The organism is Limnohabitans sp. T6-5 (genome assembly GCF_003063315.1).
GTDB lineage: Bacteria > Pseudomonadota > Gammaproteobacteria > Burkholderiales > Burkholderiaceae_C > Limnohabitans_A.
The window spans coordinates 764879-786736 of the sequence record NZ_NERV01000001.1 but is presented as its reverse complement, the minus strand read 5'-3'; the positions used below and the strand labels follow the sequence as shown (position 1 = coordinate 786736).

Sequence of the window (21858 nt, the reverse complement as noted above, 5' to 3'; positions counted from 1 at the left end):
TTCTCTTACACTGCACGCATGGAAAAAAAGTTTGATCCCCAACACTTGGATGTTGTGGCGTTTGCCCGCGATGGGGCCGCTCTGGAAGGGCTGGGTGCTTTACAAGCCATGCCCCGCTTGTTGCAAGAGCAAGTACTTGGTGCGCTGCAGGCAGGACCTGTGGTCTGGCGGCTGGAGGGACGATCAGTGCCTCAATCCGGCGGCGCAGACCAGATCTGGCTCGAATTGGACGCTTCGGTGGCGTTGCCCATGCAATGCCAGCGTTGTCTGTCGCCTGTGCTCGAAACCGTGCAGGCCCAGCGGTCATTCCGTTTTGTGAGCGATGAAGCCACGGCTGCCGCGCTCGATGACGAGGCAGAAGAAGACATTCTGGTGATCAGCCGTGACTTCGATGCCTTGGCCCTGGTGGAAGATGAACTGATTTTGTCTTTGCCACTCGTGCCTTTGCATGAGGTGTGTCCTGAGCTTGTCCCCATGTCCGCTGTAGACCCCGAGTTTGAACAGGCGGCAGAGCGCCCCAACCCGTTTGGCGTGTTGGCAGGGCTGAAAAAGTCGACCTCCTGACGGAGTTGAATTACCTGGCTGGGCAAGGTCCTCGGCTTGGGCTATAATCAATGGCTTCGCTCAGTCTGACTGTGCGACATTGTCATCAACCAGAAGCTGCGTTGTATTTGCGCGGCCTCCACAAGCTTCCAAGGAGCCATCATGGCTGTTCAGCAAAACAAAAAATCGCCTTCCAAGCGCGGCATGCACCGTTCGCACAATGCACTGAATGTGCCCGGCATCGCGGTGGAACCCACGACAGGTGAAACTCATCTGCGTCACCACATCAGCCCTAACGGTTTCTACCGTGGTCGTCAGGTGTTGAAAAACAAATCTGAAGCCTGATCGGCGTCAGCCCTCAAGCCTCCAGAGGCCCGGCGCTACTTTTTAAGTAGCATCGGGCTTTTGTTTTTGTGGATTTTGTTTTGTACTTTCTGGTTTTGAGCCCAAGGATTCCATGACCTCGTCCACTTCAATCACTGTGGCAGTCGATTGCATGGGCGGTGACTTCGGTCCCCGCGTCACGCTGGCGGCCTGTCGTCGTTTTTTGTCGACCCATCCCGATGCACGTCTTTTGTTGGTAGGCCGTGCTGAGGCGCTCTCCGGTTTTGTGGACCCGCGTGCTGAAGCGGTTGCTGCCACCGAGGTGGTGGAGATGGATGATCCACTGGAAATTGCGCTGCGCAAGAAAAAAGACTCATCCATGCGCGTGGCCATTGAGCAAGTGCGCGATGGCAAAGCCGGTGCCGCGGTGTCTGCGGGCAATACGGGCGCCCTCATGGCGATTGCGCGTTATGTGCTCAAGACCATGGACGGTATTGACCGCCCGGCCATTGCGGGGCAGATGCCTAATTTCAAGGGTGGCGGCACCACCATGCTGGATTTGGGTGCCAATGTCGATTGCACACCCGAGCATTTACTTCAGTTTGCGGTCATGGGATCGGCTTTGGTGTCGGTGTTGCAAGACAAGCAGAATCCGACGGTCGGTTTGCTCAACATCGGTGAAGAGGCCATCAAGGGCAATGAGGTCATCAAAAAAACGGGTGAATTGCTGCGTTCCGCCGGAAATTCAGGGGATCTGAATTTCCATGGCAACGTCGAAGGCAATGACATTTTCAAGGGCACGGTCGACATCGTGGTGTGCGACGGCTTTGTAGGCAATGTGGCATTAAAGGCCAGCGAAGGTCTGGCGACCATGATTGGCGGCTTCTTGAAAACCGAGTTTTCGCGCAATATTTTCACGAAAATTGCTGCAATTTTGGCGTATCCGGTCTTATCTGCATTCAAAAATCGCGTGGACCATCGGCGCTACAACGGTGCGGCGTTATTGGGTTTGCGGGGTCTGGTGTTCAAGAGCCACGGCTCGGCCGACGAGATCGCTTTTGAGACGGCGCTGAACCGGGCTTATGATGCAGCCCGAAACCAATTGCTGGATCGCGTTCGTGAACGCATCGCGCATGCTGCCCCTTTATTGATGGGTGCGCAGGCCGATCGGGCAGAACCAGCGGTCACCACACCATGAGAATTTATTCCCGCATTCTGGGCACTGGCAGTTACCTGCCAGAAAAACGCCTAACCAACGCCGACCTGGCCGCCGAATTGGCGCAACAAGGCGTTGAAACTTCTGACGACTGGATTGTCGAGCGCACCGGCATCCGTGCCCGGCACTTTGCCGCCGACACTCAAGGCAGCAGCGATCTGGCGACCGAAGCCGCCCGAAAGGCTTTGACCGCCGCTGGCATTTCGGCCGATGAGTTGGACCTGATCATCGTCGCCACATCGACGCCAGACATGGTGTTTCCGTCTGTGGCAACCATGGTGCAGCACAAGTTGGGGACCGCAGGCTGCCCCGCATTTGATGTGCAGGCGGTGTGCAGTGGTTTTATTTATGCGTTGACGATTGCCGATTCAATGATCCAGTCCGGCTCAGTCAAGCGTGCCTTGGTGATCGGGTCCGAAATCTTCAGCCGCATCCTTGACTTCAAGGACCGCACCACATGCGTGCTGTTTGGTGACGGCGCAGGCGCTGTCATTCTTGAGGCTTCAGACCAGCCCGGCATTTTGGCCACCGACTTGCACGCCGATGGCAAATATAAAGACATTTTGTGCGTACCGGGTCATGTGAACCGTGGCGGCATTCTGGGCGATCCTGTCCTCAAGATGGATGGCCAGGCCGTCTTCAAACTGGCAGTGGGCGTGCTCGAAGAAACCGCCCGCGCCAGCTTGGCCAAGGCCAACATGACCGACGCGGACATCGACTGGTTGATCCCGCACCAGGCCAATATCCGCATCATGCAAAGCACGGCCAAGAAGCTCAAGATGACTGCCGACAAAGTCGTTGTGACGGTGGATCAGCACGGCAACACCTCCGCAGCTTCGATCCCCCTGGCGCTGGACACCGCCGTGCGTGACGGGCGCATCCAGCGCGGCCAGACCCTCATGCTCGAGGGCGTGGGTGGTGGTTTCACCTGGGGCTCGGTCCTCTTGCGTTATTGACCCGCTGTTGATTTGACAGGCCCGGGTCAGCGATGCGCGGCACGCTCACCCAGTTTCTTTCCAGATACTCCATTTGCACATGACCACATTTGCTTTTGTTTTTCCCGGCCAGGGCTCCCAATCGGTGGGCATGCTGGATGCCTGGGGTGACCACCCCGCGGTGCTCGAAACGCTTCAAGAAGCTTCTGACGCCCTGGGCGAAGACGTGGCCAAACTGATCCACGAAGGCCCCAAAGAGGCGCTGGCCATGACAACCAACACCCAGCCCGTGATGCTGGTGTCGGCCGTGGCCGCTTACCGCGCCTGGCTGGCCGAAGGCGGTGCCAAGCCGTCCGTGGTGGCAGGACACTCGCTGGGCGAGTACAGCGCCCTCGTCGCTTCTGGCGTGCTGACGCTGGCGCAAGCTGCGCCGCTGGTGCGTCTGCGCGCCGCCGCCATGCAAGAAGCCGTGCCGGTGGGCGTGGGGGCGATGGCCGCCATTTTGGGCCTGGCCTCCGACAAAGTCATTGAGGGCTGCAAAGAAGCCCAGGCCACATTTGCCGCAGGCAGCGCCGAAGTGGTCGAAGCCGTGAACTTCAACGACGCGGCGCAAACCGTGATCGCGGGCAGCAAAGCCGCGGTGGACAAAGCCTGCGAAGTCCTCAAGGGCATGGGCGCCAAGCGCGCGCTGCTTTTGCCCGTGTCGGCCCCGTTCCATTCGAGCCTGATGAAGCCCGCCGCTGAAAAGCTGCGCGAGAAACTGGCCACCCTGACTCTGGGCGTGCCCCAGATCCCGGTGCTCAACAACATCGATGTGGCCATCGAAACCGATGCCGACCGCATCCGCGATGCGCTGTACCGTCAGGCTTTTGGCCCGGTGCGCTGGGTCGAGTGTGTGCAGGCCATCAAGGCCCGTGGGGTGTCCACCTTGGTGGAGTGCGGCCCGGGCAAGGTGCTGGCCGGCATGACCAAGCGCATCGATGCGGAATTGAACGGCGTGGCGCTTTACGACCCCTCCACCTTGGCCGAAGTGAAAGGACTCCTGGCATGAGCAACAAACAAGTGGCGTTGGTGACCGGCGCATCGCGCGGCATCGGGGCATCCATTGCCCTGCACCTGGCCCAACAAGGTTTTGTGGTCATTGGCACCGCCACCAGCGATGACGGCGCCGCCAAAATCAGCCAGGCCCTGTCGGCCTTCCCCGGCAGCCGCGGTGCCAATCTGAACGTGAACGACGCCGCCGCAGGCGAAGCCCTGATCGACGCCATTGTCAAAGAGCACGGCGGCTTGCAGGTGCTGGTCAACAACGCGGGCATCACCCGCGACACCCTGGCCATGCGCATGAAGGACGACGACTGGGATGCGGTGCTGGACACCAACCTCAAGGCGGTGTTCCGCATGAGCCGCGCCGTGATCCGCCCCATGATGAAGCAGCGTTATGGCCGCATCATCAGCATCACCAGCGTGGTGGGAGCATCGGGCAACCCGGGCCAAGCCAACTACGCAGCTGCCAAGGCGGGTGTGGCGGGCATGACCCGTGCGCTGGCCCGCGAGCTGGGCAGCCGCAACATCACGGTCAACTGCGTGGCCCCCGGTTTCATCGAAACCGACATGACCGCCAGCCTGCCCGAAGAACAACAAAAAGCCTTGTTGGGCCAGATTCCTCTGGGCCATCTGGGCAAACCCGAAGACATCGCGCATGCCGTGGCCTACCTGGCCGGAACGCACGCGGGCTATGTCACCGGTCAAGAATTGCATGTCAATGGTGGCATGTTCATGGCCTGATTTTCCGGAAACCCTTTCCGGACAGGTAAAATCTTCATTTTTCACAACCCTCAGAGGGACCCCATGAGCGATATCGAAGCACGTGTCAAAAAAATCATTGCTGAACAACTCGGCGTTGAAGAGTCACAAGTCACCAACGAAAAAGCCTTCGTGGCTGATCTGGGTGCAGACTCCCTGGACACGGTGGAATTGGTGATGGCACTCGAAGACGAGTTCGGCATCGAGATTCCTGACGAAGACGCAGAAAAGATCACGACTGTGCAAGCCGCGATCGACTACGCCCAAAGCAAGAAGGCCTGATCGACGATGACCCGGCGCCGCGTTGTTGTCACGGGTTTGGGATGCATCAGCCCCGTGGGCAACACGGTGGCCGATGCATGGTCCAACTTGCTTGCCGGCCAGTCCGGCATTGCTCCGATCACACGTTTTGATGCTTCAGCCATAGCCTGTCGGTTTGCGGGTGAAGTAAAAAACTTTGATCTCGAGTCCTACATCTCCACCAAAGAAGCGCGGACGATGGACCGCTTCATCCATTACGGTATTGCTGCGGCTACCCAGGCGATCAAAGACGCCGGTTTGCCAGCAGGTGATGCCTTGACGGAAGAAGAGGCCTGCCGCATTGGTGTTGTGATTGGTTCTGGCATTGGCGGCTTGCCGCTGATCGAAGAAACACATACTGAATATACGGCGCGCGGTGCGCGTCGCATTTCCCCATTTTTCGTCCCAGCCTCGATCATCAACATGATCTCGGGTCATGTGTCGATGCGCAGTGGTTTCAAGGGGCCTAATTTGGCCGTTGTCACCGCTTGCACCACGGGTTTGCATAGCATTGGCGAAGCCGGTCGTTTGATCGAATACGGCGATGCAGATGTGATGGTGGCTGGCGGCTCTGAAGCTTGCGTGTCTCCGCTGGGTGTGGGTGGCTTTGCGGCCATGCGCGCCTTGTCGACCCGTAACGACGACCCCACAGAAGCATCTCGGCCCTGGGACAAAGACCGTGACGGTTTTGTGCTGGGAGAAGGCGCTGGTGTGATGGTGCTCGAAGAGTACGAACACGCCAAAGCCCGCGGTGCCAAGATCTATGCCGAGCTGGGTGGCTATGGCATGAGCGCTGATGCCGGTCACATGACCGCACCCAGCATGGACGGCCCCCGCCGCGCCATGCTCAACGCCATGCGCAATGCCGGTGTCAATGCCGACCAGATCGACTATCTGAACGCCCATGGCACCTCCACACCACTGGGCGACATCAACGAAACCAATGCCATCAAGGCGGCCTTGGGCGACCACGCGTACAAAACCGTGGTCAGTTCCACCAAGTCCATGACCGGTCACCTCTTGGGTGGCGCGGGCGGCATTGAGAGCGTGTTCACAGTGTTGGCGCTGCACCACCAAAAAGTGCCGCCAACCATCAACCTGGTGAACCCGGACCCGGAGTGTGATCTGGACTACTGTGCCAACACGGCACGCGACATGAAAATCGATGTGGCCCTGAAAAACAACTTCGGTTTCGGTGGCACCAACGGCTCTCTGGTGTTCAAACGCATCTGACGAGCCTGACAGGTTCACGCCATGCACAACGCCCCACCTGTGGTTTACCCGGTGGGGCGTTTTGTTTGGGGCTGGGCATGGCTTGCACTGTGGGGCGGCATGGGGGCACTGGGTTTGTCTATCTGGCAAAGTATGGGTGCTGTCAGCAGCCTGCGCGTCATATGGGCCTGGACGGTCTGGGGCATTTGCTGGGTGCTGGCGTTGTGGTTGTGGGCGCGTGAGCAGACGCCTGATGGGCAGTTGGTATGGACGGGTGAGCAATGGTTTTGGCAGGATGCGCAGGGGGCCGAGTCGGCACTTGTTGTCCAGCTTCTGCTGGATGCTGGTAACGCCATGGTGGTGCGAATTCTCCCAGTCGTGGGTGCAAACCCGCATGCCATCCGCATTGCGTGGCTGTATCGGCAGCGGATGCCCCGGAATTGGCACGGTTTTCGATGCGCGGTATATTCGCGCCAACATGCACAGGATAAGCCTGCAAATTTTGTTCAGGATGTGTAAAACCCACTTGAACTTACATGCTCAGACGCAATTTACACATGCACTTCCGACAATGAATAGCACAAGGAGAAATGTGTGATCAGAAACAATTGGCTCAAAGCCTCGGCAGCAGTTTTGCTGAGTACATGCTTGGTGACCACTGGGGTGGTGATGACGCCAGGGGCTGCCATGGCGCAAGGCTCAGGTGCTGCCTTGCGAGGCTTGCCCGACTTCACTGAATTGGTGGAGCAAGTCGGTCCTTCTGTGGTCAACATCCGTACGCTTGAAAAAGTCCGTGCCAACGCCATTGGGCCAATGACGCCAGACGAAGAAATGCAAGAGCTGTTCCGGCGATTTTTCGGGGTGCCTTTGCCCAATGTGCCCAATGCCCCAAGACCAGGGCCACGCCAGAACCGCCCTCAGGAAGAGGCTCAGCCACGTGGTGTGGGTTCGGGGTTCATCCTGAGTGCAGATGGCTTCATCATGACCAATGCCCATGTGGTGGAGGGTGCCGATGAAGTGGTGGTGACGCTGACCGACAAGCGTGAATTCAAGGCCCGCATTGTGGGAGCAGACAAGCGCACCGATGTGGCGGTGGTCAAAATTCAAGCCACAGGATTGCCTGCCGTACGCGTGGGCGATGTCAGCCGACTCAAGGTGGGCGAGTGGGTCATGGCCATTGGGTCCCCGTTTGGTTTGGAAAACAGCGTAACGGCCGGTATCGTGAGCGCCAAGCAACGCGATACGGGTGAATATTTGCCCTTCATTCAGACCGATGTGGCGATCAATCCGGGCAATTCAGGCGGGCCACTGATCAACATGCGAGGCGAAGTTGTAGGTATTAACAGCCAAATCTATTCCCGCTCTGGCGGTTTCATGGGCATTTCTTTTTCCATTCCCATGGACGAGGCCATGCGCGTGAGTGAACAGCTGCGTTCCACTGGCCGCGTCAGCCGTGGGCGCATCGGTGTACAAATCGCGCCTGTGACCAAAGAGGTGGCCGAGTCGATTGGCTTGGGTAAAACGCAAGGTGTGCTGGTGCGCGGCGTTGAAGAAGGCTCGCCTGCTGAAAAGGCGGGCATTGAAGCGGGTGACATCATCACCCGTTTTGAGGGCAAAGCCATTGACAAGCCGGCTGATTTGCCGCGCGCGGTAGGCAATACCAAACCCGGAAGTCGGGTTGCCATTACTGTCTTTCGACGCGGTAAAACCCACGAATTGAACGTCATGGTGGCCGAGATTGAAGCAGAAAAGCAGATTGCCGCCTTGCCTGACAAAAAACCTCTAACAACGGCCGTGCAGTATTTGGGCTTGAGCGTTAGTGACTTGACCGATGCCTTGAAAAAAGAGTTTCGTGTACGCCGGGGGGTGCGCGTGGATGCGGTTGCCGAGGTGGCGTCACGGGCGGGTATCCGTGAGGGCGATTTGATTTTGGCAGTGGCCAATACAGAGGTTTCATCCGTCAAGGAATTTGAAGCCATCATGTCCCGAATTGACAAGACCCGTCCTGTCAGCGTACTGATCCGACGAGGCGATGGTGCGCAATATGTCTTGATTCGACCTGTCAATTGAGCCTCCTGATTTGTCAAGTGTCCTTGAGTTTTTTCGGGGTATTGGCCACTTGGGACACAACTGATAGGGGCGGTATTGAAAAAAAGCAGCCCTGCTCAAAAGACTTTTGAAGTTGGTGTTTGCTGACTTTATTCCCCGCTCATAACGAATTTGGATAAAATCAGCTGTCTTGACCGGGAATTGATGGCATAAAGCGCAGGTTTGGATTCACGATGCGGGATTCCAGACAGGTGTCCACTGATGATCCACAAGTTGTTCATAAAGATACCCGCAGGGTTGTGGGTAGCCTGTGTATAAAATCATGTTGCAAAGCAACAACGACCTGCCGAACTGGTTTTTGGGGCTGTGCGAACGGGGCAATTTGCCTACAATGAAGTCCCAACTATCGCAGTTGCCATAGATTGTTGGTTCAGGGCGCGTCACCACTCGACGCGCCCTTTTTTCTTTTACGGATCATTGATCCACAAATACTTGCAGACCTTCTTTGATGAATCACATCAGAAATTTTTCGATCATTGCGCACATTGACCATGGCAAATCCACGCTGGCCGATCGCTTGATTCAGCGCTGCGGAGGTCTGGAAGCCCGGGACATGGAAGCCCAGGTTCTGGACTCGATGGACATCGAGAAAGAGCGCGGCATCACCATCAAGGCACAGACGGCAGCACTCCATTACAAAGCCAAAGATGGGCAGGTCTACAACCTCAACCTGATCGACACGCCCGGTCATGTGGACTTCTCTTATGAAGTTTCGCGTTCGCTTTCGGCTTGCGAAGGCGCCTTGTTGGTGGTGGACGCCAGCCAGGGTGTGGAGGCCCAAACAGTGGCCAACTGCTACACCGCACTCGACCTGGGTGTGGAAGTGGTGCCGGTGCTCAACAAAATGGATTTGCCCAACGCCGACCCCGACAACGCGCGCAGCGAAGTCGAAGACGTGATCGGCATTGACGCGACCGACGCGATTCCGTGTTCTGCCAAAACCGGCATGGGCATTGAAGAAATCCTCGAAGCCGTGGTGGCCCGCATTCCACCGCCCAAGGGCAACCCCGATGCACCGTTGCGCGCCATGATCATTGACAGCTGGTTTGACAGTTATGTCGGCGTGGTCATGCTGGTGCGTGTGGTCGATGGCCAGTTGCTCAAAAACGAGCGCATCAAGATGATGGCCAGCAACGCCGTTTACGAAGCGGGTAGCTTGGGTGTTTTCACCCCGGCCAATGAACCCCGTCAGTTGCTCAGGGCAGGTGAGGTGGGTTACATCATCGCGGGCATCAAGGAGTTGCAGGCGGCCAAGGTCGGCGACACCGTAACGCTTGAAAAGAAGCTGCCCAACAACTTGGGTCCTGCTACAGACGCCTTGCCTGGTTTCAAGGAAATTCAGCCCCAAGTGTTTGCTGGCCTGTACCCGACCGAGGCCAACCAGTACGACGCGTTGCGCGATGCACTCGAAAAGCTCAAGCTCAACGATGCCTCGCTGCACTACGAGCCCGAAGTGTCGCAAGCACTGGGCTTTGGTTTCCGCTGCGGTTTTTTGGGCTTGCTGCACATGGAGATCGTGCAAGAGCGCCTGGAGCGCGAGTTCGACCAGGACCTGATCACCACCGCGCCCAGTGTGGTCTACGAAGTGGTCAAGCCCGATGGTGAAGTCATCATGGTTGAGAACCCCTCCAAAATGCCCGATCAGGGCAAGTTGCAGGAAATCCGCGAGCCGATCGTCACCGTGCACTTGTACATGCCGCAAGACTATGTAGGCCCGGTCATGACCTTGGCCAACCAAAAGCGCGGTGTGCAGATGAACATGGCGTATCACGGTCGCCAGGTCATGCTGACCTATGAAATGCCGCTGGGCGAGATCGTCCTGGACTTCTTTGACAAGCTCAAATCGGTCAGCCGGGGTTACGCATCCATGGACTACGAGTTCAAGGAGTTCCGAGCTTCGGATGTGGTGAAGGTCGACATTTTGCTGAACGGCGAGAAGGTTGATGCGCTGTCCATCATCGTGCACCGCACGCAGGCCCAATACCGTGGCCGTGCCGTGGCTGCCAAGATGCGCGAGATCATTTCACGTCAGATGTTTGACGTGGCGATTCAAGCCGCCATTGGCGCCAACATCATTGCCCGTGAAAGCATCAAGGCTTTGCGCAAAAACGTTCTGGCCAAGTGTTACGGTGGTGATATTTCGCGTAAACGCAAGCTGCTGGAAAAGCAGAAAGCGGGTAAAAAACGCATGAAACAGATTGGTTCGGTCGAGGTGCCACAAGAGGCGTTTTTGGCCATTTTGCAGGTGGAAGATTGATGCAGTTTTTAACGTCTTTGGTGTTGGCCGCTTTTGTGGGCTATGCCGGTGCTTGGTATATGGGCTTCATTGAGGGCAACTTTGCGCTGCTCTTGTTGCTGGCCTCCGTGGTGACGGGCATTTATTGGCTGGCCGAGCGTTTTGTGTTTTTGCCCAGGCGCCAGCAGGCAGTGGCCCGTCTGCAAGCTGAAACGGCCAGACGCCGGGCTGAGCTGTCCAAAATGGGCATAGATAAAGTAGACACGGACATTCAGGAAGCCAGCGACAAGCTGCTCATGCAACCTTGGTGGCTCGACTGGACTGCCGGGCTGTTCCCGGTCATCGTGGTGGTGTTCATCTTGCGCTCTTTCCTGTTCGAGCCGTTCAAGATCCCTTCCGGCTCAATGATCCCGACGCTGCAAATCGGCGACCTGATTTTGGTGAATAAATTCCATTACGGCATCCGCCTGCCTGTGGCCAACATCAAAATCACGCAAGGCTCGCCAGTGCAACGCGGCGATGTGATGGTTTTCCGCTTCCCGCCCAAGCCCACGGTGGACTACATCAAGCGTGTGGTAGGTGTGCCTGGCGATGAGGTGGCGTATCTGAACAAAAAGCTCACCATCAATGGCAAAGAGCTGCCCATCCAGGCCTTGCCCGACTTTTTTGACGACTCGACCATGCGGTATTTCAAACACCGAAGCGAGACCTTGGGGGCCAAACCGCACGAAAACATTCAGGATGACGAGCGTCCGGCTTTCGTGCCTGGCGCCGACCAGTTCGCCGGCCGCGAAAATTGCAACTACACCGTGGAAGGTGTGACCTGCAAGGTGCCCGCAGGGCATTACTTCATGATGGGCGATAACCGCGACAACTCTCTCGATTCACGTTACTGGGGTTTCGTGCCCGATGCCAACATTGTGGGCAAAGCCTTTTTCGTGTGGATGAACTTTGGCAACCTCAAGCGCATTGGCGCTTTTGACTGAGGTGAGCGTGGCCACATCTCCCGCCCTGACTGAATTGCAAATCCGCTTGGGCTACGCCTTTCGGCAGCAGGGTCTGCTGCAGCAGGCCGTGACCCACCGCAGCTTCAGTGCTGACCACTACGAGCGGTTGGAATTTTTGGGTGACTCGGTGTTGAACCTTTCGGTGTCGCACATGTTGTATGCCCAGCTGACAGCGATGCCTGAAGGTGATTTGTCGCGTGTGCGGGCCAACCTGGTCAAACAAGATACGCTGCATCAATTGGCCAAGGCCTTGGACATCTCTTCTGTGATGCGTCTGGGCGAGGGTGAAATGCGCTCGGGTGGGCAAAACCGGCCCTCTATCCTGGCCGACGTGCTTGAAGCCATCATCGGTGCCGTCTATTTGGACGGCGGCTACAAAGACGCGCAAGCCTTGGTCGAACGCCTGTTCGCCCAGGTCGACATCAAACCCGACATGCAGGCGGTGGGCAAAGACCCCAAGACCGAGCTGCAAGAGTGGCTGCAAGGGCGCAAGCTCGCACTGCCCAAATACACCGTGGTCGGCACCTCCGGCGCGGCGCACCGCCAACAATTCGAAGTCTCTTGCGAAGTGACCGAATTGCGCCAAACCCAGCAAGGCTCGGGCGCATCGCGTCGCGCGGCCGAACAAGCAGCGGCAGCCGCCATGCTGCAGACCCTGAAATCTGAAAGCGCCGCATGAGCACCGACAAGAAAACGCCTGAAACTGAACGCACGCCGCAAGAACAAACCATGCGCCGTCCCGTGCAAATAGCGGGCGTGACCATTCAGCCACGCGATGCGTCCGAAGACGCTGCCTTGCCCCCGGTCGCTGCCGCCCCCTCGCCTGTGCCGGTGGAAGGCCCGCGCTGCGGCCTGGTGGCCATTGTGGGCAAGCCCAACGTGGGCAAATCCACCTTGCTCAACGCCTTGGTGGGCCAAAAAATCAGCATCACCTCGCGCAAAGCCCAAACCACGCGCCACCGCATCACCGGCATCCGCACCCAAGGCGCGGCCCAGTATGTGTTTGTCGACACGCCCGGTTTTCAGACCATCCACGGTACTGCGCTCAACAAGTCGCTCAACAAAACCGTGGTCGGTGCGGTGAGTGATGTGGATTTGGTGTTGTTCGTGGTCGAGGCGGGCAGCTTCACCACGGCCGATGCCAAAGTGCTGGCCCTGCTCAAGCCCGGTATCCCGGTCTTGCTGGTGGCCAATAAGCTCGACAACGTGCACCGCCGTGGCGACATCGCGCCTTGGCTGCAAAGCATGCAAGAGCGCCACGCTTTCACCGAGTTTGTACCCATGTCCGCCAAGCAGCCCAAGGACATCGTGCGCTTGCTCGACATTTGCGAAAAATACCTGCCCGAGCAGCCCTGGTGGCATGCCGAAGACGAACTCACTGACCGCAGCGAGAAGTTCCTTGCCAGCGAAATGGTGCGCGAAAAACTCTTCCGCCTGACGGGTGACGAGCTGCCTTACACCTCCACCGTGGTGATTGACAAGTTCGAAGAAGAAGCCGGTCGCACCGCCAAGCGCATGCTGCGCATTGCGGCCACCATCGTGGTCGAGCGGGAAGGCCACAAGGCCATGGTGATCGGTGACAAGGGTGAAAAACTCAAACGCATCGGCACCGAGACTCGGGTCGAGCTGGAAAAGCTGCTGGACGCCAAGGTGTTCATTGAGCTGTGGGTCAAAGTCCGCTCCGGCTGGGCCGACGACGAAGCGCGCGTGCGCAGCTTCGGTTACGAGTAACGCCTGCTTCAATGGCCACCCAGCGGATCGCAGACGAGCCAGCCTATGTGCTGCACCGCTACGACTGGAGCGAAACCAGCCTGATCCTCGAAGTCTTCACCCGCCACCATGGACGGGTGGCTTTGGTGGCCAAGGGGGCCAAGCGTCCAACATCGAGTTTTCGGCCTGTGCTGCTGCCTTTGCAGCCTTTGTCGCTGGCTTTTGGGGGCGACGGCGATATCCGCACGCTCAAATCTGCCGAATGGGTGGGCGGGCACGTCATGCCCACGGGCGAGGCACTGCTGTCGGGCTATTACCTCAATGAATTGCTCATGCGCCTGACGGCGCGAGACGACCCCCATCCGCAATTGTTCGAGGTTTATGCCGCAGCCGTGCGTTTGCTGGCCAGTGGCGACCCCGATGCCCTGCAATGGGCCTTGCGGGCGTTTGAGCTGCTGCTGCTCAAAAACATGGGCTTGCTGCCCGCCCTCAACTTGCAAACCTTGACGCTCAAGCCCCTGGAGCTAGAAGGTTTTTACACCCTGGTGCCCGAAGCCGGACTGCAATGGGTGCCCGACGACAGCAGACACGCCTTGTGCGGCGCGCAATGGCTAGCGCTGCAAGCTGCGCTTGATGCTCCCAGACCCTTGGCTGCTTTGCTGCGCGAATGCGCTGACCTGCTGGGGCCGCTGCAGCGGCCCTTGCGCCTCATGCTCAACTACCATTGCGGTGTGGGCGCTTTGCGCACCCGCCAAATGATGCTGGACCTGCAAACCCTATGACCCATTCCAATTCTTGCGTGGCCCTGTCGGTCAACGTCAACAAAGTCGCGCTGCTGCGCAACTCCCGCCACCTGGGCATCCCGAGCGTTGTCCGCGCAGCCGAGCTGTGCCTGCAAGCGGGCGCCAACGGCATCACCATCCACCCTCGACCCGATGAGCGCCACATCCGCGCGAGCGACGTGCCTGAGCTCACCGCCTTGATGAAGGCCTGGCCTGACCGCGAGTTCAACATCGAAGGCAACCCCTTCCATAACCTGATGGACCACGTGCGTGCTGTGCGCCCGCATCAGGTGACCTTTGTGCCCGACAGCGAAGGCCAGTTCACCAGTGACCATGGTTGGACTTTTCCGCAAGACGCCGAGCGCCTGAAACCCCTGATCGACGAATGCAAGGCGCTGGGTGTGCGCGTGAGTCTGTTCATGGACCCGCTGCCGGAGCAAATGGCCGCCGCCCGCGCTGTGGGCGCTGACCGGGTGGAGCTTTACACCGAGCCCTATGCGGCCACCTGGGGCACGCCAGAGAACGCCGCACAGCTGCAGCGTTATGCCGATGCGGCAGCGGCGGCTTTGCAGGTGGGCCTGGGCCTGAACGCCGGGCACGACCTGAACCGCGACAACTTGCCTGCCTTTGTGGCTGCCGTAAAAGGCTTGCAAGAAGTCTCGATTGGCCACGCCTTCATGGCCGATGCGCTGGAGATGGGTTACGCCGCCACGGTGCAAGCCTACATCGGTCTGTTGGTTAAGGGTTGAGTGTTCAGCGTTCAGCGTGAAGAGATCAACGCCCAACGCCCAACGCCCAACGCCCAACGCTCAACGCTCAACGCTCAACGTTCAACCCCAAAAACATGATTTACGGCATCGGCACCGACATTTGCGACATCCGCCGCATCAAAACCAGCTTGGACCGGCACGGCGAGCGCTTTGCCGCCAAGGTGCTGAGCGACGCCGAGATGGCCACCTGGAAAGCCCGCAGCGCCCGCTGGCCCGAGCGGGGTGTGCGCTACTTGGCCACACGGTTTTCGGCCAAAGAGGCTTTCAGCAAAGCGATTGGCTTGGGCATGCGCATGCCCATGACCTGGCGGCTGTGTGAGGTGGGCAAGCTGCCCAGCGGCCAGCCGGTCATCGTGTTACACGGTGTTTTGAAAGAATGGTTTGAGGCCAAGGGCCTGCAAGCGCACATCACAGTGACCGACGAGTCCGAATACGCCGCGAGTTTTTGCGTGGTCGAAACCCTAGACCCATCGCACCCTTGATTTGCCGCGCAGGCGCCCCACCTTGAATGGAATCCCCATGACACTGCACGCCCCCCTGATCATCGACATTGAAGGCCAAGAACTGACCGACGTGGACCGCCTTCGCCTAGTGCACCCGCTGGTGGGCGGCATGATCCTGTTTGGCCGCAACTGGCAAAGCCGGGCGCAGCTCACCGACTTGTGTGCCGACATCAAAAGCATCCGTCCAGACCTCTTGATCGCGGTCGACCACGAAGGCGGTCGCGTGCAGCGCTTTCGCACCGACGGCTTCACCCATTTGCCGCCCATGCGCGCTTTGGGTGAACTCTGGTCGCAAGACGACAAAGGTCAACCCGGTTCGGGTGTGCTCAAGGCCTGCGAAGCGGCCACTTCGGCGGGCTTTGTGCTGGCCAGCGAACTGCGCGCTTGTGGCGTCGATTTCAGCTTCACGCCCGTGCTCGACCTCGACCACGGCGAAAGTGGCGTCATTGGCGACCGTGCCTTCGCCCGCGACCCGCGTGTGGTCAGCCTGCTGGCACGCAGCCTGATGCAGGGCCTTCTGCAAGCGGGCATGGGCAACTGCGGCAAACATTTCCCCGGGCATGGCGCCGTCAAGGCCGACTCGCACATAGCGCTACCGGTGGACAAGCGCAGTCTCAAAGCCATCCTGGCCGACGACGCCCAGCCCTACCGCTGGCTCACCAGCGTGCTCACGGCCGTGATGCCTGCGCATGTGATCTACAGCAAAGTGGACAGCCGCCCGGCAGGCTACTCGCCGCGCTGGCTGCAAGACATCCTGCGTGCGCAGTTGGGCTTTCAGGGCGTGGTCTGCACCGACGACTTGTCGATGGCTGCCGCCCGCCAGTTGGATGGCCGCACCCTCAGCTACACCGAAGCGGTGATCACCGCACTCCAAGCCGGTTGCGACCTGGCCCTGCTGTGCAACCGCTCGGCGGTGAATGGCGGCGCAGAGCTGGACGAGGTGCTCGACCAACTGGCCGAGGCCCAACTCAAAGGCCGCTGGACGCCTAATGAAATCAGCGAAGAGCGCCGTTTGAACCTCTTGCCCCGATCGCCCGCCTGCCCTTGGGATGATTTGGTGCGCTCTGCCGACTACATGCAGGCACTTGACCGCTTGCCTTGAAACGAAGGAATTCGATGAACTGGATTGCACGCATCTTCATGGGCCTGCTCGGCCTGGGTTTTCTGGTGGCCTTGCTTTTTGGCTTGCTCTGCTACATCGTTTACGCGACGGTTCGTTGGCTGTTGACGGGCCGCAAACCCCAGGTGGTGATGGTCTGGCAGCAGTTCAATGCCATGCGCCAGGGTTTCAAACAGGGTGGTTTCCGTGCAGGTTCCGGACAAGGCTTTGAGCCGCCCAGAGGTCAAGGTGCCCCATTTGCCCATGACGACCAGGTGGTGGATGTTGAGGTGCGCGAGGTGGTGGACGACGCGCCCCGACTGCCGCCACGACAGCAGGGCTGAACCCCAGAAAACGACAAACCCGGCCTTGGCCGGGTTTGTTTTTAGAGCCTTGTGTGCTTATTCCTGCACGTGGCGCAGGGCCGGGAACAGGATCACGTCGCGGATGCTGGCGCTGTCGGTCAGCAGCATCATCAGGCGGTCGATGCCGATGCCGCACCCGCCTGCAGGGGGCATGCCGTATTCGAGGGCACGCACAAAGTCGTGGTCGTAGTACATGGCTTCGTCGTCGCCGTCGTCTTTGGCCGCCACCTGGGCTTGGAAGCGTGCGGCCTGGTCTTCGGCGTCGTTCAGCTCGCTGAAACCGTTGCCGAACTCGCGGCCGGTGATGTAGAGCTCAAAGCGCTCGGTCACTTCAGGGCGCGTGTCGTTGGCGCGGGCCAGCGGTGAGATTTCGGTGGGGTGCTCCATGATGAAGGTGGGCTCCCAGAGCTTGTCTTCCACGGTTTCTTCAAAGTAAAACACCTGCAGGCTGGCCAGGCTGCGGGTGGACAGCTTGTTTTTTTCTTCGTTCATGCCCAGCTTTTTCAGGGCGTTGGTCAACCACTCGGCGTTATCCACGTTGTCACCCGCTTCGGTGTGCTTGACGATGGCTTCGCGGATGGTCATGCGGGCGAAAGGCTTGTTCAGGTCTACAGGCTTGCCGTTGTAGGTCAAATCCAGCGTGCCTGCGGCGGTCATGGCCGCGTCGCGGATCAGGCTTTCGGTGAAGCTCATCAGGTCCTGGTAGTTCCAGTACGCCGCGTAGAACTCCATCATGGTGAACTCGGGGTTGTGGCGCACCGAGATGCCTTCGTTGCGGAAGTTGCGGTTGATCTCGAACACGCGCTCAAAGCCGCCCACCAGCAGGCGCTTGAGGTACAGCTCGGGCGCGATGCGCAAAAACATCTCTTGCTCGAGCGCGTTGTGGTGCGTCACAAAGGGCTTGGCGTTGGCACCACCGGGAATGGGGTGCAGCATGGGCGTTTCGACTTCGAGGAAGCCGTGCTTGACCATGAACTCGCGGATGCCGCTCACGGCCTTGCTGCGGACCACAAAGCGCTTGCGGGCGGCTTCGTCGGTCATCAGGTCCACGTAGCGCTGGCGGTATTTGACTTCTTGGTCGGCAATGCCATGGAACTTGTCGGGCATGGGGCGCAGGCTCTTGGTGAGCATGCGGATGCTGGTGGCGTGGATCGACAGTTCACCCGTGCGGGTCTTGAACAGGTGGCCTTCCACGCCCACGATGTCGCCCAGGTCCCAGTGCTTGAACAGGGCATACAGGTCTTCGCCCACATCGTCGCGGGTCACATACACCTGGATGCGGCCTGTGGCGTCTTGCAATGTGGCAAAGCTGGCCTTGCCCATCACGCGCTTGAGCATCATGCGGCCCGCGACTTTGGCGGTGGTTTTGGCCACGCCTTCGCCGTTCAGTTCTTCAGCGGCTTTCTCGCCGTGGGCCTGGTGCAGGTTGGCCGCGTGGTGTTCGGGCTTGAAGTCGTTGGGGAAGGCGACACCTTTGCCGTCGGCTTGCGCCTGGCGCATGGCTTTGAGCTTCTCGCGGCGCTCGGCGATCAGTTGGTTTTCATCCTGGGGCGCTGGGGTGGGCGCGGCAGCGGCAGAGGCGTTGGCAGTCGTGTCGGACATGGCGAGGGTGCAGTTGGGGCCGAGGTGACTGGCGCCACCCGATCCGGGGTTGTGGGGTGCGCGCAGGCGCAAAGCCCTCTATTTTAAGAGTTTGCGGGCGGTTTCCCGTTTGCGGCGTCATCAGAAGTTGGCGCGACCAGATCGCCAATCAGCTCCAGCCGCAACATGGGCTCTTGCAAAGCGAACAGGCGGTATTTCATGGCCAGGGGCAAAGGCAGCAGCTCGCCGTAGCGGTTGGATAGCCAGCTGCAGTCTTGCAGGCGCCAGGCTTCGTTCCAGTGGGGGACCTCGCTGGCTTGGGCACTCAGGTTTTGCAAGGCCGCATGCATCTGCCCAGAAAGGTGTTGCAGGTGCTCCGGCACGGGCAAGCTGGGCTCAGGGGGCAGAGCCTGCACTTGGCCACGCCACAGACCGTCGCTGCGTTGTTCGGTGCTTTGGATCTGAAAGCGTTCCACCCCTCTGCACCACACCATCACGAGGCCCGCCTGGGGCCGCTCGATGCGTTCAATCTGCACCCGCGTGCCAATGGGCTCGAACCGCTCGGCGGCTGCGCCCGGGCGGTGTACCTCGCGCCCCTGGGTCAGGGTGACCACGCCAAAGCCGGTACTTTGTCGCTCGCATTCGCCAATCATTTGCAGATAGCGCAGCTCGAACAGTTGCAAAGGCAGCAAAGCACCTGGAAACAGCACGGTGCTCAGGGGAAACAGCGGCATTGACGCCAAGGCTGCAGAGGGTGGGGTGGCGGAGTCAGGCATCTGGGTATCATCGCATGAGCAGGAGAAAAGCAATGTGGTTTCAGATGGTCAATATGGTGTTGGATGTCGTGGCGGGCTTGGTCGCAGGCACCTGTTTGCTGCGGTTCTTGATGCAGTGGCAGCGCATTTCCTTCAATCAACCTTTGGGAAACTTTGTTTTTGCGATGACGGACTGGCTGATCCTGCCTTTGCGCAAGGTCATTCCGGCCTGGTCGACTTGGGATTTATCGAGCCTGGTGGGTGCCTGGTTGGTCAAGGTGGTGCAGTTTCTGCTGCTTTGGCTGCTTGCGGGCGGGCGCGGGGCTTTGGGCATGTTGCCCTTGGTCAGCTTGATCGGTTTGGCTCAGTTGGTGGTATCGGCCCTGAGTGCACTGGTCCTGGTCTTGGCCGTCATGTCCTGGGTGAACCCCGGCTCGCCCATGCACGCACTGGCTGGGCGCTTGTGTGAGCCGTTTTTGCGCCCATTCCAGCGCCTTGTGCCATTGATTGGCGGCATGGATTTATCGCCGATCGTAATGTTGCTTTTGCTGCAAATGGCTGGTTTGTTGTTGTCAGGCTTGCAGATGAGTTTGATGTTCTGATCTCCAAATTGCAGGAATCAGAAGTTTGTCGGGGTCTTCGACCGCCGACCGACAAAAAACCTGCCCGCCCTGTCCGTTGCTCGGTTGCTCGTAGGTCGGTACTCGAAGAGTCCGACATTTGATGGTTGGCAGGTCTACGCATCAAGCGTCCACCGTGCCCCCCACGACAAAGGCCCTCTTGCGAGGGCCTTTGTCGTGGGGCAAGAACGCTTCGCTCAGCTCACCGCATCGGCGGGTTGGCGTTGCAGCATGGCCAGGGTGCTGGCGATGGTTTTGCGCAGTTCGCGGCGGTCGCAGATGAAGTCCACGGCACCCTTGGTTTGCAGGAACTCGGCGCGCTGGAAGCCTTCGGGCAGGGTCACGCGCACGGTGCTTTCGATCACGCGGGGACCGGCAAAGCCGATCAAGGCTTTGGGCTCAGCAATCACCACGTCGCCCAAGAAGGCAAAGCCCGCAGACACGCCGCCCATGGTCGGGTCGGTCAGCACGCTGATGTAGGGCAGGCCCTTTTTGGCAAGACGGGTCAAAGCGGCGTTGGTCTTGGCCATTTGCATGAGCGAGAGCAGGCCCTCTTGCATGCGGGCACCGCCCGTGGCTGTAAAGCAGACAAAGGGCACTTTTTGCGCGATGGCGGTTTCGATGCCGCGCACAAAGCGCTCGCCGACCACCGAGCCCATGGAGCCGCCCATGAAGTCAAATTCGAAGCAGGCCGCGACCAGCTCAATGCTGTGCACCGCACCGCCCATGACCACCAGTGCATCGGTTTCGCCGGTGTTGTCCATGGCTTCTTTGAGGCGTTCGGGGTATTTGCGGCTGTCCTTGAACTTGAGGGCATCCACCGGCACCACTTCCTGGCCGATTTCGTAGCGGCCTTCGCCGTCCAGGAAGCCGTTCAGGCGGGCGCGGGCGCCCATGCGCAGGTGGTGCGAGCAGCTGGGGCAGACGTTCTGGTTTTCTTCGAGGTCGGTCTTGTAAAGAACGGTCTCGCAGCTGGGACATTTGACCCACAGGCCTTCAGGCACTTGGCGTCGATCAGCCGGGTCGGTGTGCTGGATTTTTGGGGGGAGTAGTTTTTCTAGCCAACTCATGAGGGTTCTCCTTCAGGGGCGAATTATCGTCGAAACGCTTTTGGTAATTTTGGCAGGTTGACGGTGCGCAACATCAGGCGTCGAGTGCTTGGCGGATGTCCGAGAGGAATTCACTCGCCACGGCGTTGATGCGGTCTGCCGGGGCGGCGTCGATCAGCTGGATCAGGCGCGAGCCAATCACCACTGCATCCGCCACGCGGCTGATGGCTTTGGCCGTCTGCGCGTCACGGATGCCAAAGCCCACGCCCACCGGCACGCTGACGTGCTGGCGGATGCGCGGCAGCATGGCCTCGACCGCGTCGGTATCGAGCGTGCCCGAACCCGTCACGCCCTTGAGCGACACGTAATAAACGTAGCCGCTGGCCACCTGGGCCACTTGTTGCATGCGCTCGTCGGTGCTGGTGGGGGCCAGCAAAAAGATCAGGTCCATGCTGTGGGCGCGCAGTTTGGCGGCAAATTCCACGCATTCTTCGGGCGGGTAGTCCACGATCAGCACACCGTCCACACCGGCAGCCGAAGCGTCGCGGATGAAGCTGTCGGTGCCGTGCTTTTGGTCGTAGCGTTCCACCGGGTTGGCGTAGCCCATCAGCACCACAGGGGTGGTGCTGTTGGTCTGGCGGAACTCGCGCACCATGGCCAGCACCTGCACGGTGCCAATGCCCAGCGCCAGCGCTTTGTCACCGGCTTTTTGGATGACTGGGCCGTCGGCTGAAGGGTCAGAAAACGGCACCCCCAGCTCGATGATGTCGGCCCCGGCTTGGGCCATGGCGTGCATCAGGGGCACGGTGGTGCCCGCTTGCGGAAAACCGGCCGTGACATACGGGATCAGGGCTTTGCGGCCCTGGGCTTTGAGGGCGGAGAGGGTGGCGTCGATGCGGCTCATGATGGGTTTGGCCTTAAGCGTTGAGTGTTGGGCGT

Annotated in this window: 24 protein-coding genes; 20 read left to right on the top strand and 4 right to left on the bottom strand. The window is 59.4% G+C overall.

Features of this window, described 5'->3' with window-relative positions:
- Positions 1–18 precede the first annotated feature (18 nt).
- From B9Z51_RS03390 to B9Z51_RS03300, 19 genes are all read left to right on the top strand, one after another.
- Positions 19–564, top strand: a complete 546-nt coding sequence (locus tag B9Z51_RS03390) for a DUF177 domain-containing protein (protein WP_108371771.1) — start codon at positions 19–21, stop codon at positions 562–564.
- A gap of 141 nt (positions 565–705) precedes the next feature.
- Entirely contained in the window at positions 706–888 is a 183-nt protein-coding gene (gene rpmF, locus B9Z51_RS03385) for a 50S ribosomal protein L32 (RefSeq protein WP_005794249.1), read from the top strand.
- 112 nt (positions 889–1000) lie between these two features.
- Positions 1001–2065 (top strand): phosphate acyltransferase PlsX, encoded by a 1065-nt coding sequence (gene plsX, locus B9Z51_RS03380; RefSeq protein ID WP_108371769.1) that lies wholly within the window; start codon positions 1001–1003, stop codon positions 2063–2065.
- Positions 2062–3039 (top strand): beta-ketoacyl-ACP synthase III, encoded by a 978-nt coding sequence (locus tag B9Z51_RS03375; protein WP_108371767.1) that lies wholly within the window; start codon positions 2062–2064, stop codon positions 3037–3039. Before plsX ends, B9Z51_RS03375 begins: the two co-directional genes overlap by 4 nt.
- A 79-nt stretch (positions 3040–3118) precedes the next feature.
- Positions 3119–4069 carry an ACP S-malonyltransferase gene (gene fabD / locus B9Z51_RS03370; protein ID WP_108371765.1) on the top strand — a complete coding sequence of 317 codons (951 nt, stop codon included), beginning with the start codon at positions 3119–3121 and terminating at the stop codon, positions 4067–4069.
- Positions 4066–4803: a 3-oxoacyl-ACP reductase FabG gene (fabG, locus tag B9Z51_RS03365; RefSeq protein WP_108371763.1), complete on the top strand. Its 738-nt coding sequence runs from the start codon at positions 4066–4068 to the stop codon at positions 4801–4803. Before fabD ends, fabG begins: the two co-directional genes overlap by 4 nt.
- A 63-nt stretch (positions 4804–4866) precedes the next feature.
- Positions 4867–5103: an acyl carrier protein gene (gene acpP / locus B9Z51_RS03360; protein ID WP_019427049.1), complete on the top strand. Its 237-nt coding sequence runs from the start codon at positions 4867–4869 to the stop codon at positions 5101–5103.
- Positions 5104–5109: 6 nt separating this feature from the next.
- A complete protein-coding gene (gene fabF / locus B9Z51_RS03355) occupies positions 5110–6354 on the top strand; it encodes a beta-ketoacyl-ACP synthase II (RefSeq protein ID WP_108371761.1) in 1245 nt (414 codons plus the stop codon).
- A 21-nt stretch (positions 6355–6375) separates the two neighbouring features.
- Positions 6376–6852: a hypothetical protein gene (locus tag B9Z51_RS03350; protein WP_146187683.1), complete on the top strand. Its 477-nt coding sequence runs from the start codon at positions 6376–6378 to the stop codon at positions 6850–6852.
- 150 nt (positions 6853–7002) lie between these two features.
- Complete coding sequence (locus B9Z51_RS03345; protein ID WP_108371757.1) at positions 7003–8403, top strand: DegQ family serine endoprotease; 1401 nt, start codon at positions 7003–7005, stop codon at positions 8401–8403.
- Positions 8404–8890: 487 nt separating this feature from the next.
- Entirely contained in the window at positions 8891–10699 is a 1809-nt protein-coding gene (gene lepA / locus B9Z51_RS03340) for a translation elongation factor 4 (protein WP_108371756.1), read from the top strand.
- Positions 10699–11664, top strand: a complete 966-nt coding sequence (lepB, locus tag B9Z51_RS03335) for a signal peptidase I (RefSeq protein ID WP_108371754.1) — start codon at positions 10699–10701, stop codon at positions 11662–11664. Before lepA ends, lepB begins: the two co-directional genes overlap by 1 nt.
- A 7-nt stretch (positions 11665–11671) precedes the next feature.
- The gene (gene rnc / locus B9Z51_RS03330; RefSeq protein WP_369958535.1) at positions 11672–12364 is read left to right on the top strand and encodes a ribonuclease III; all 693 of its coding nucleotides are present in this window, start codon (positions 11672–11674) and stop codon (positions 12362–12364) included.
- On the top strand, positions 12361–13416 hold the full coding sequence (gene era / locus B9Z51_RS03325; protein ID WP_199227433.1) for a GTPase Era: 1056 nt from the start codon (positions 12361–12363) through the stop codon (positions 13414–13416). Before rnc ends, era begins: the two co-directional genes overlap by 4 nt.
- An 11-nt stretch (positions 13417–13427) precedes the next feature.
- The gene (gene recO / locus B9Z51_RS03320) at positions 13428–14177 is read left to right on the top strand and encodes a DNA repair protein RecO (protein ID WP_108371752.1); all 750 of its coding nucleotides are present in this window, start codon (positions 13428–13430) and stop codon (positions 14175–14177) included.
- On the top strand, positions 14174–14926 hold the full coding sequence (locus B9Z51_RS03315; RefSeq protein ID WP_108371750.1) for a pyridoxine 5'-phosphate synthase: 753 nt from the start codon (positions 14174–14176) through the stop codon (positions 14924–14926). The genes recO and B9Z51_RS03315 overlap by 4 nt, the downstream gene beginning before the upstream one ends.
- Positions 14927–15021: 95 nt before the next feature.
- Positions 15022–15429: a holo-ACP synthase gene (acpS, locus tag B9Z51_RS03310; protein WP_108371748.1), complete on the top strand. Its 408-nt coding sequence runs from the start codon at positions 15022–15024 to the stop codon at positions 15427–15429.
- Positions 15430–15466: 37 nt separating this feature from the next.
- Entirely contained in the window at positions 15467–16552 is a 1086-nt protein-coding gene (gene nagZ / locus B9Z51_RS03305) for a beta-N-acetylhexosaminidase (protein WP_108371746.1), read from the top strand.
- Positions 16553–16566: 14 nt separating this feature from the next.
- The gene (locus B9Z51_RS03300) at positions 16567–16893 is read left to right on the top strand and encodes a hypothetical protein (RefSeq protein ID WP_108371744.1); all 327 of its coding nucleotides are present in this window, start codon (positions 16567–16569) and stop codon (positions 16891–16893) included.
- Positions 16894–16950: 57 nt separating this feature from the next.
- On the opposite strand, the gene lysS is transcribed toward B9Z51_RS03300, so the two are convergent.
- Both lysS and B9Z51_RS03290 read right to left on the bottom strand, forming a co-directional pair.
- Positions 16951–18516: a lysine--tRNA ligase gene (lysS, locus tag B9Z51_RS03295; RefSeq protein WP_108372679.1), complete on the bottom strand. Its 1566-nt coding sequence runs from the start codon at positions 18514–18516 to the stop codon at positions 16951–16953.
- Positions 18517–18599: 83 nt separating this feature from the next.
- Positions 18600–19271 carry an LON peptidase substrate-binding domain-containing protein gene (locus B9Z51_RS03290; RefSeq protein ID WP_108371743.1) on the bottom strand — a complete coding sequence of 224 codons (672 nt, stop codon included), beginning with the start codon at positions 19269–19271 and terminating at the stop codon, positions 18600–18602.
- Positions 19272–19303: 32 nt separating this feature from the next.
- Between B9Z51_RS03290 and B9Z51_RS03285 the strand changes: the two genes are divergently transcribed.
- Positions 19304–19852, top strand: a complete 549-nt coding sequence (locus B9Z51_RS03285; RefSeq protein WP_108371741.1) for a YggT family protein — start codon at positions 19304–19306, stop codon at positions 19850–19852.
- 215 nt (positions 19853–20067) lie between these two features.
- Here the strand turns inward: B9Z51_RS03285 and accD are convergent, their stop codons facing one another.
- Entirely contained in the window at positions 20068–20940 is an 873-nt protein-coding gene (gene accD, locus B9Z51_RS03280; RefSeq protein WP_108371740.1) for an acetyl-CoA carboxylase, carboxyltransferase subunit beta, read from the bottom strand.
- Between the two features lie 73 nt (positions 20941–21013).
- Complete coding sequence (trpA, locus tag B9Z51_RS03275) at positions 21014–21823, bottom strand: tryptophan synthase subunit alpha (protein ID WP_108371738.1); 810 nt, start codon at positions 21821–21823, stop codon at positions 21014–21016.
- Positions 21824–21858: the final 35 nt, after the last annotated feature.

Bases quoted from the DNA above. Each gene is read 5' to 3' on its own strand.
- accD (WP_108371740.1), bottom strand. From the start codon at position 20,940: ATGAGTTGGCTAGAAAAACTACTCCCCCCAAAAATCCAGCACACCGAC.
- acpP (WP_019427049.1), top strand. From the start codon at position 4,867: ATGAGCGATATCGAAGCACGTGTCAAAAAAATCATTGCTGAACAACTC.
- plsX (WP_108371769.1), top strand. From the start codon at position 1,001: ATGACCTCGTCCACTTCAATCACTGTGGCAGTCGATTGCATGGGCGGT.
- rpmF (WP_005794249.1), top strand. From the start codon at position 706: ATGGCTGTTCAGCAAAACAAAAAATCGCCTTCCAAGCGCGGCATGCAC.
- fabD (WP_108371765.1), top strand. From the start codon at position 3,119: ATGACCACATTTGCTTTTGTTTTTCCCGGCCAGGGCTCCCAATCGGTG.
- B9Z51_RS03345 (WP_108371757.1), top strand. From the start codon at position 7,003: ATGACGCCAGGGGCTGCCATGGCGCAAGGCTCAGGTGCTGCCTTGCGA.
- lepA (WP_108371756.1), top strand. From the start codon at position 8,891: ATGAATCACATCAGAAATTTTTCGATCATTGCGCACATTGACCATGGC.
- nagZ (WP_108371746.1), top strand. From the start codon at position 15,467: ATGACACTGCACGCCCCCCTGATCATCGACATTGAAGGCCAAGAACTG.
- B9Z51_RS03375 (WP_108371767.1), top strand. From the start codon at position 2,062: ATGAGAATTTATTCCCGCATTCTGGGCACTGGCAGTTACCTGCCAGAA.
- B9Z51_RS03300 (WP_108371744.1), top strand. From the start codon at position 16,567: ATGAACTGGATTGCACGCATCTTCATGGGCCTGCTCGGCCTGGGTTTT.
- lysS (WP_108372679.1), bottom strand. From the start codon at position 18,516: ATGTCCGACACGACTGCCAACGCCTCTGCCGCTGCCGCGCCCACCCCA.
- fabG (WP_108371763.1), top strand. From the start codon at position 4,066: ATGAGCAACAAACAAGTGGCGTTGGTGACCGGCGCATCGCGCGGCATC.
- fabF (WP_108371761.1), top strand. From the start codon at position 5,110: ATGACCCGGCGCCGCGTTGTTGTCACGGGTTTGGGATGCATCAGCCCC.
- B9Z51_RS03290 (WP_108371743.1), bottom strand. From the start codon at position 19,271: ATGCCTGACTCCGCCACCCCACCCTCTGCAGCCTTGGCGTCAATGCCG.
- lepB (WP_108371754.1), top strand. From the start codon at position 10,699: ATGCAGTTTTTAACGTCTTTGGTGTTGGCCGCTTTTGTGGGCTATGCC.
- recO (WP_108371752.1), top strand. From the start codon at position 13,428: ATGGCCACCCAGCGGATCGCAGACGAGCCAGCCTATGTGCTGCACCGC.
- era (WP_199227433.1), top strand. From the start codon at position 12,361: ATGAGCACCGACAAGAAAACGCCTGAAACTGAACGCACGCCGCAAGAA.
- B9Z51_RS03350 (WP_146187683.1), top strand. From the start codon at position 6,376: ATGCACAACGCCCCACCTGTGGTTTACCCGGTGGGGCGTTTTGTTTGG.
- B9Z51_RS03390 (WP_108371771.1), top strand. From the start codon at position 19: ATGGAAAAAAAGTTTGATCCCCAACACTTGGATGTTGTGGCGTTTGCC.
- acpS (WP_108371748.1), top strand. From the start codon at position 15,022: ATGATTTACGGCATCGGCACCGACATTTGCGACATCCGCCGCATCAAA.
- trpA (WP_108371738.1), bottom strand. From the start codon at position 21,823: ATGAGCCGCATCGACGCCACCCTCTCCGCCCTCAAAGCCCAGGGCCGC.
- B9Z51_RS03315 (WP_108371750.1), top strand. From the start codon at position 14,174: ATGACCCATTCCAATTCTTGCGTGGCCCTGTCGGTCAACGTCAACAAA.
- B9Z51_RS03285 (WP_108371741.1), top strand. From the start codon at position 19,304: ATGTGGTTTCAGATGGTCAATATGGTGTTGGATGTCGTGGCGGGCTTG.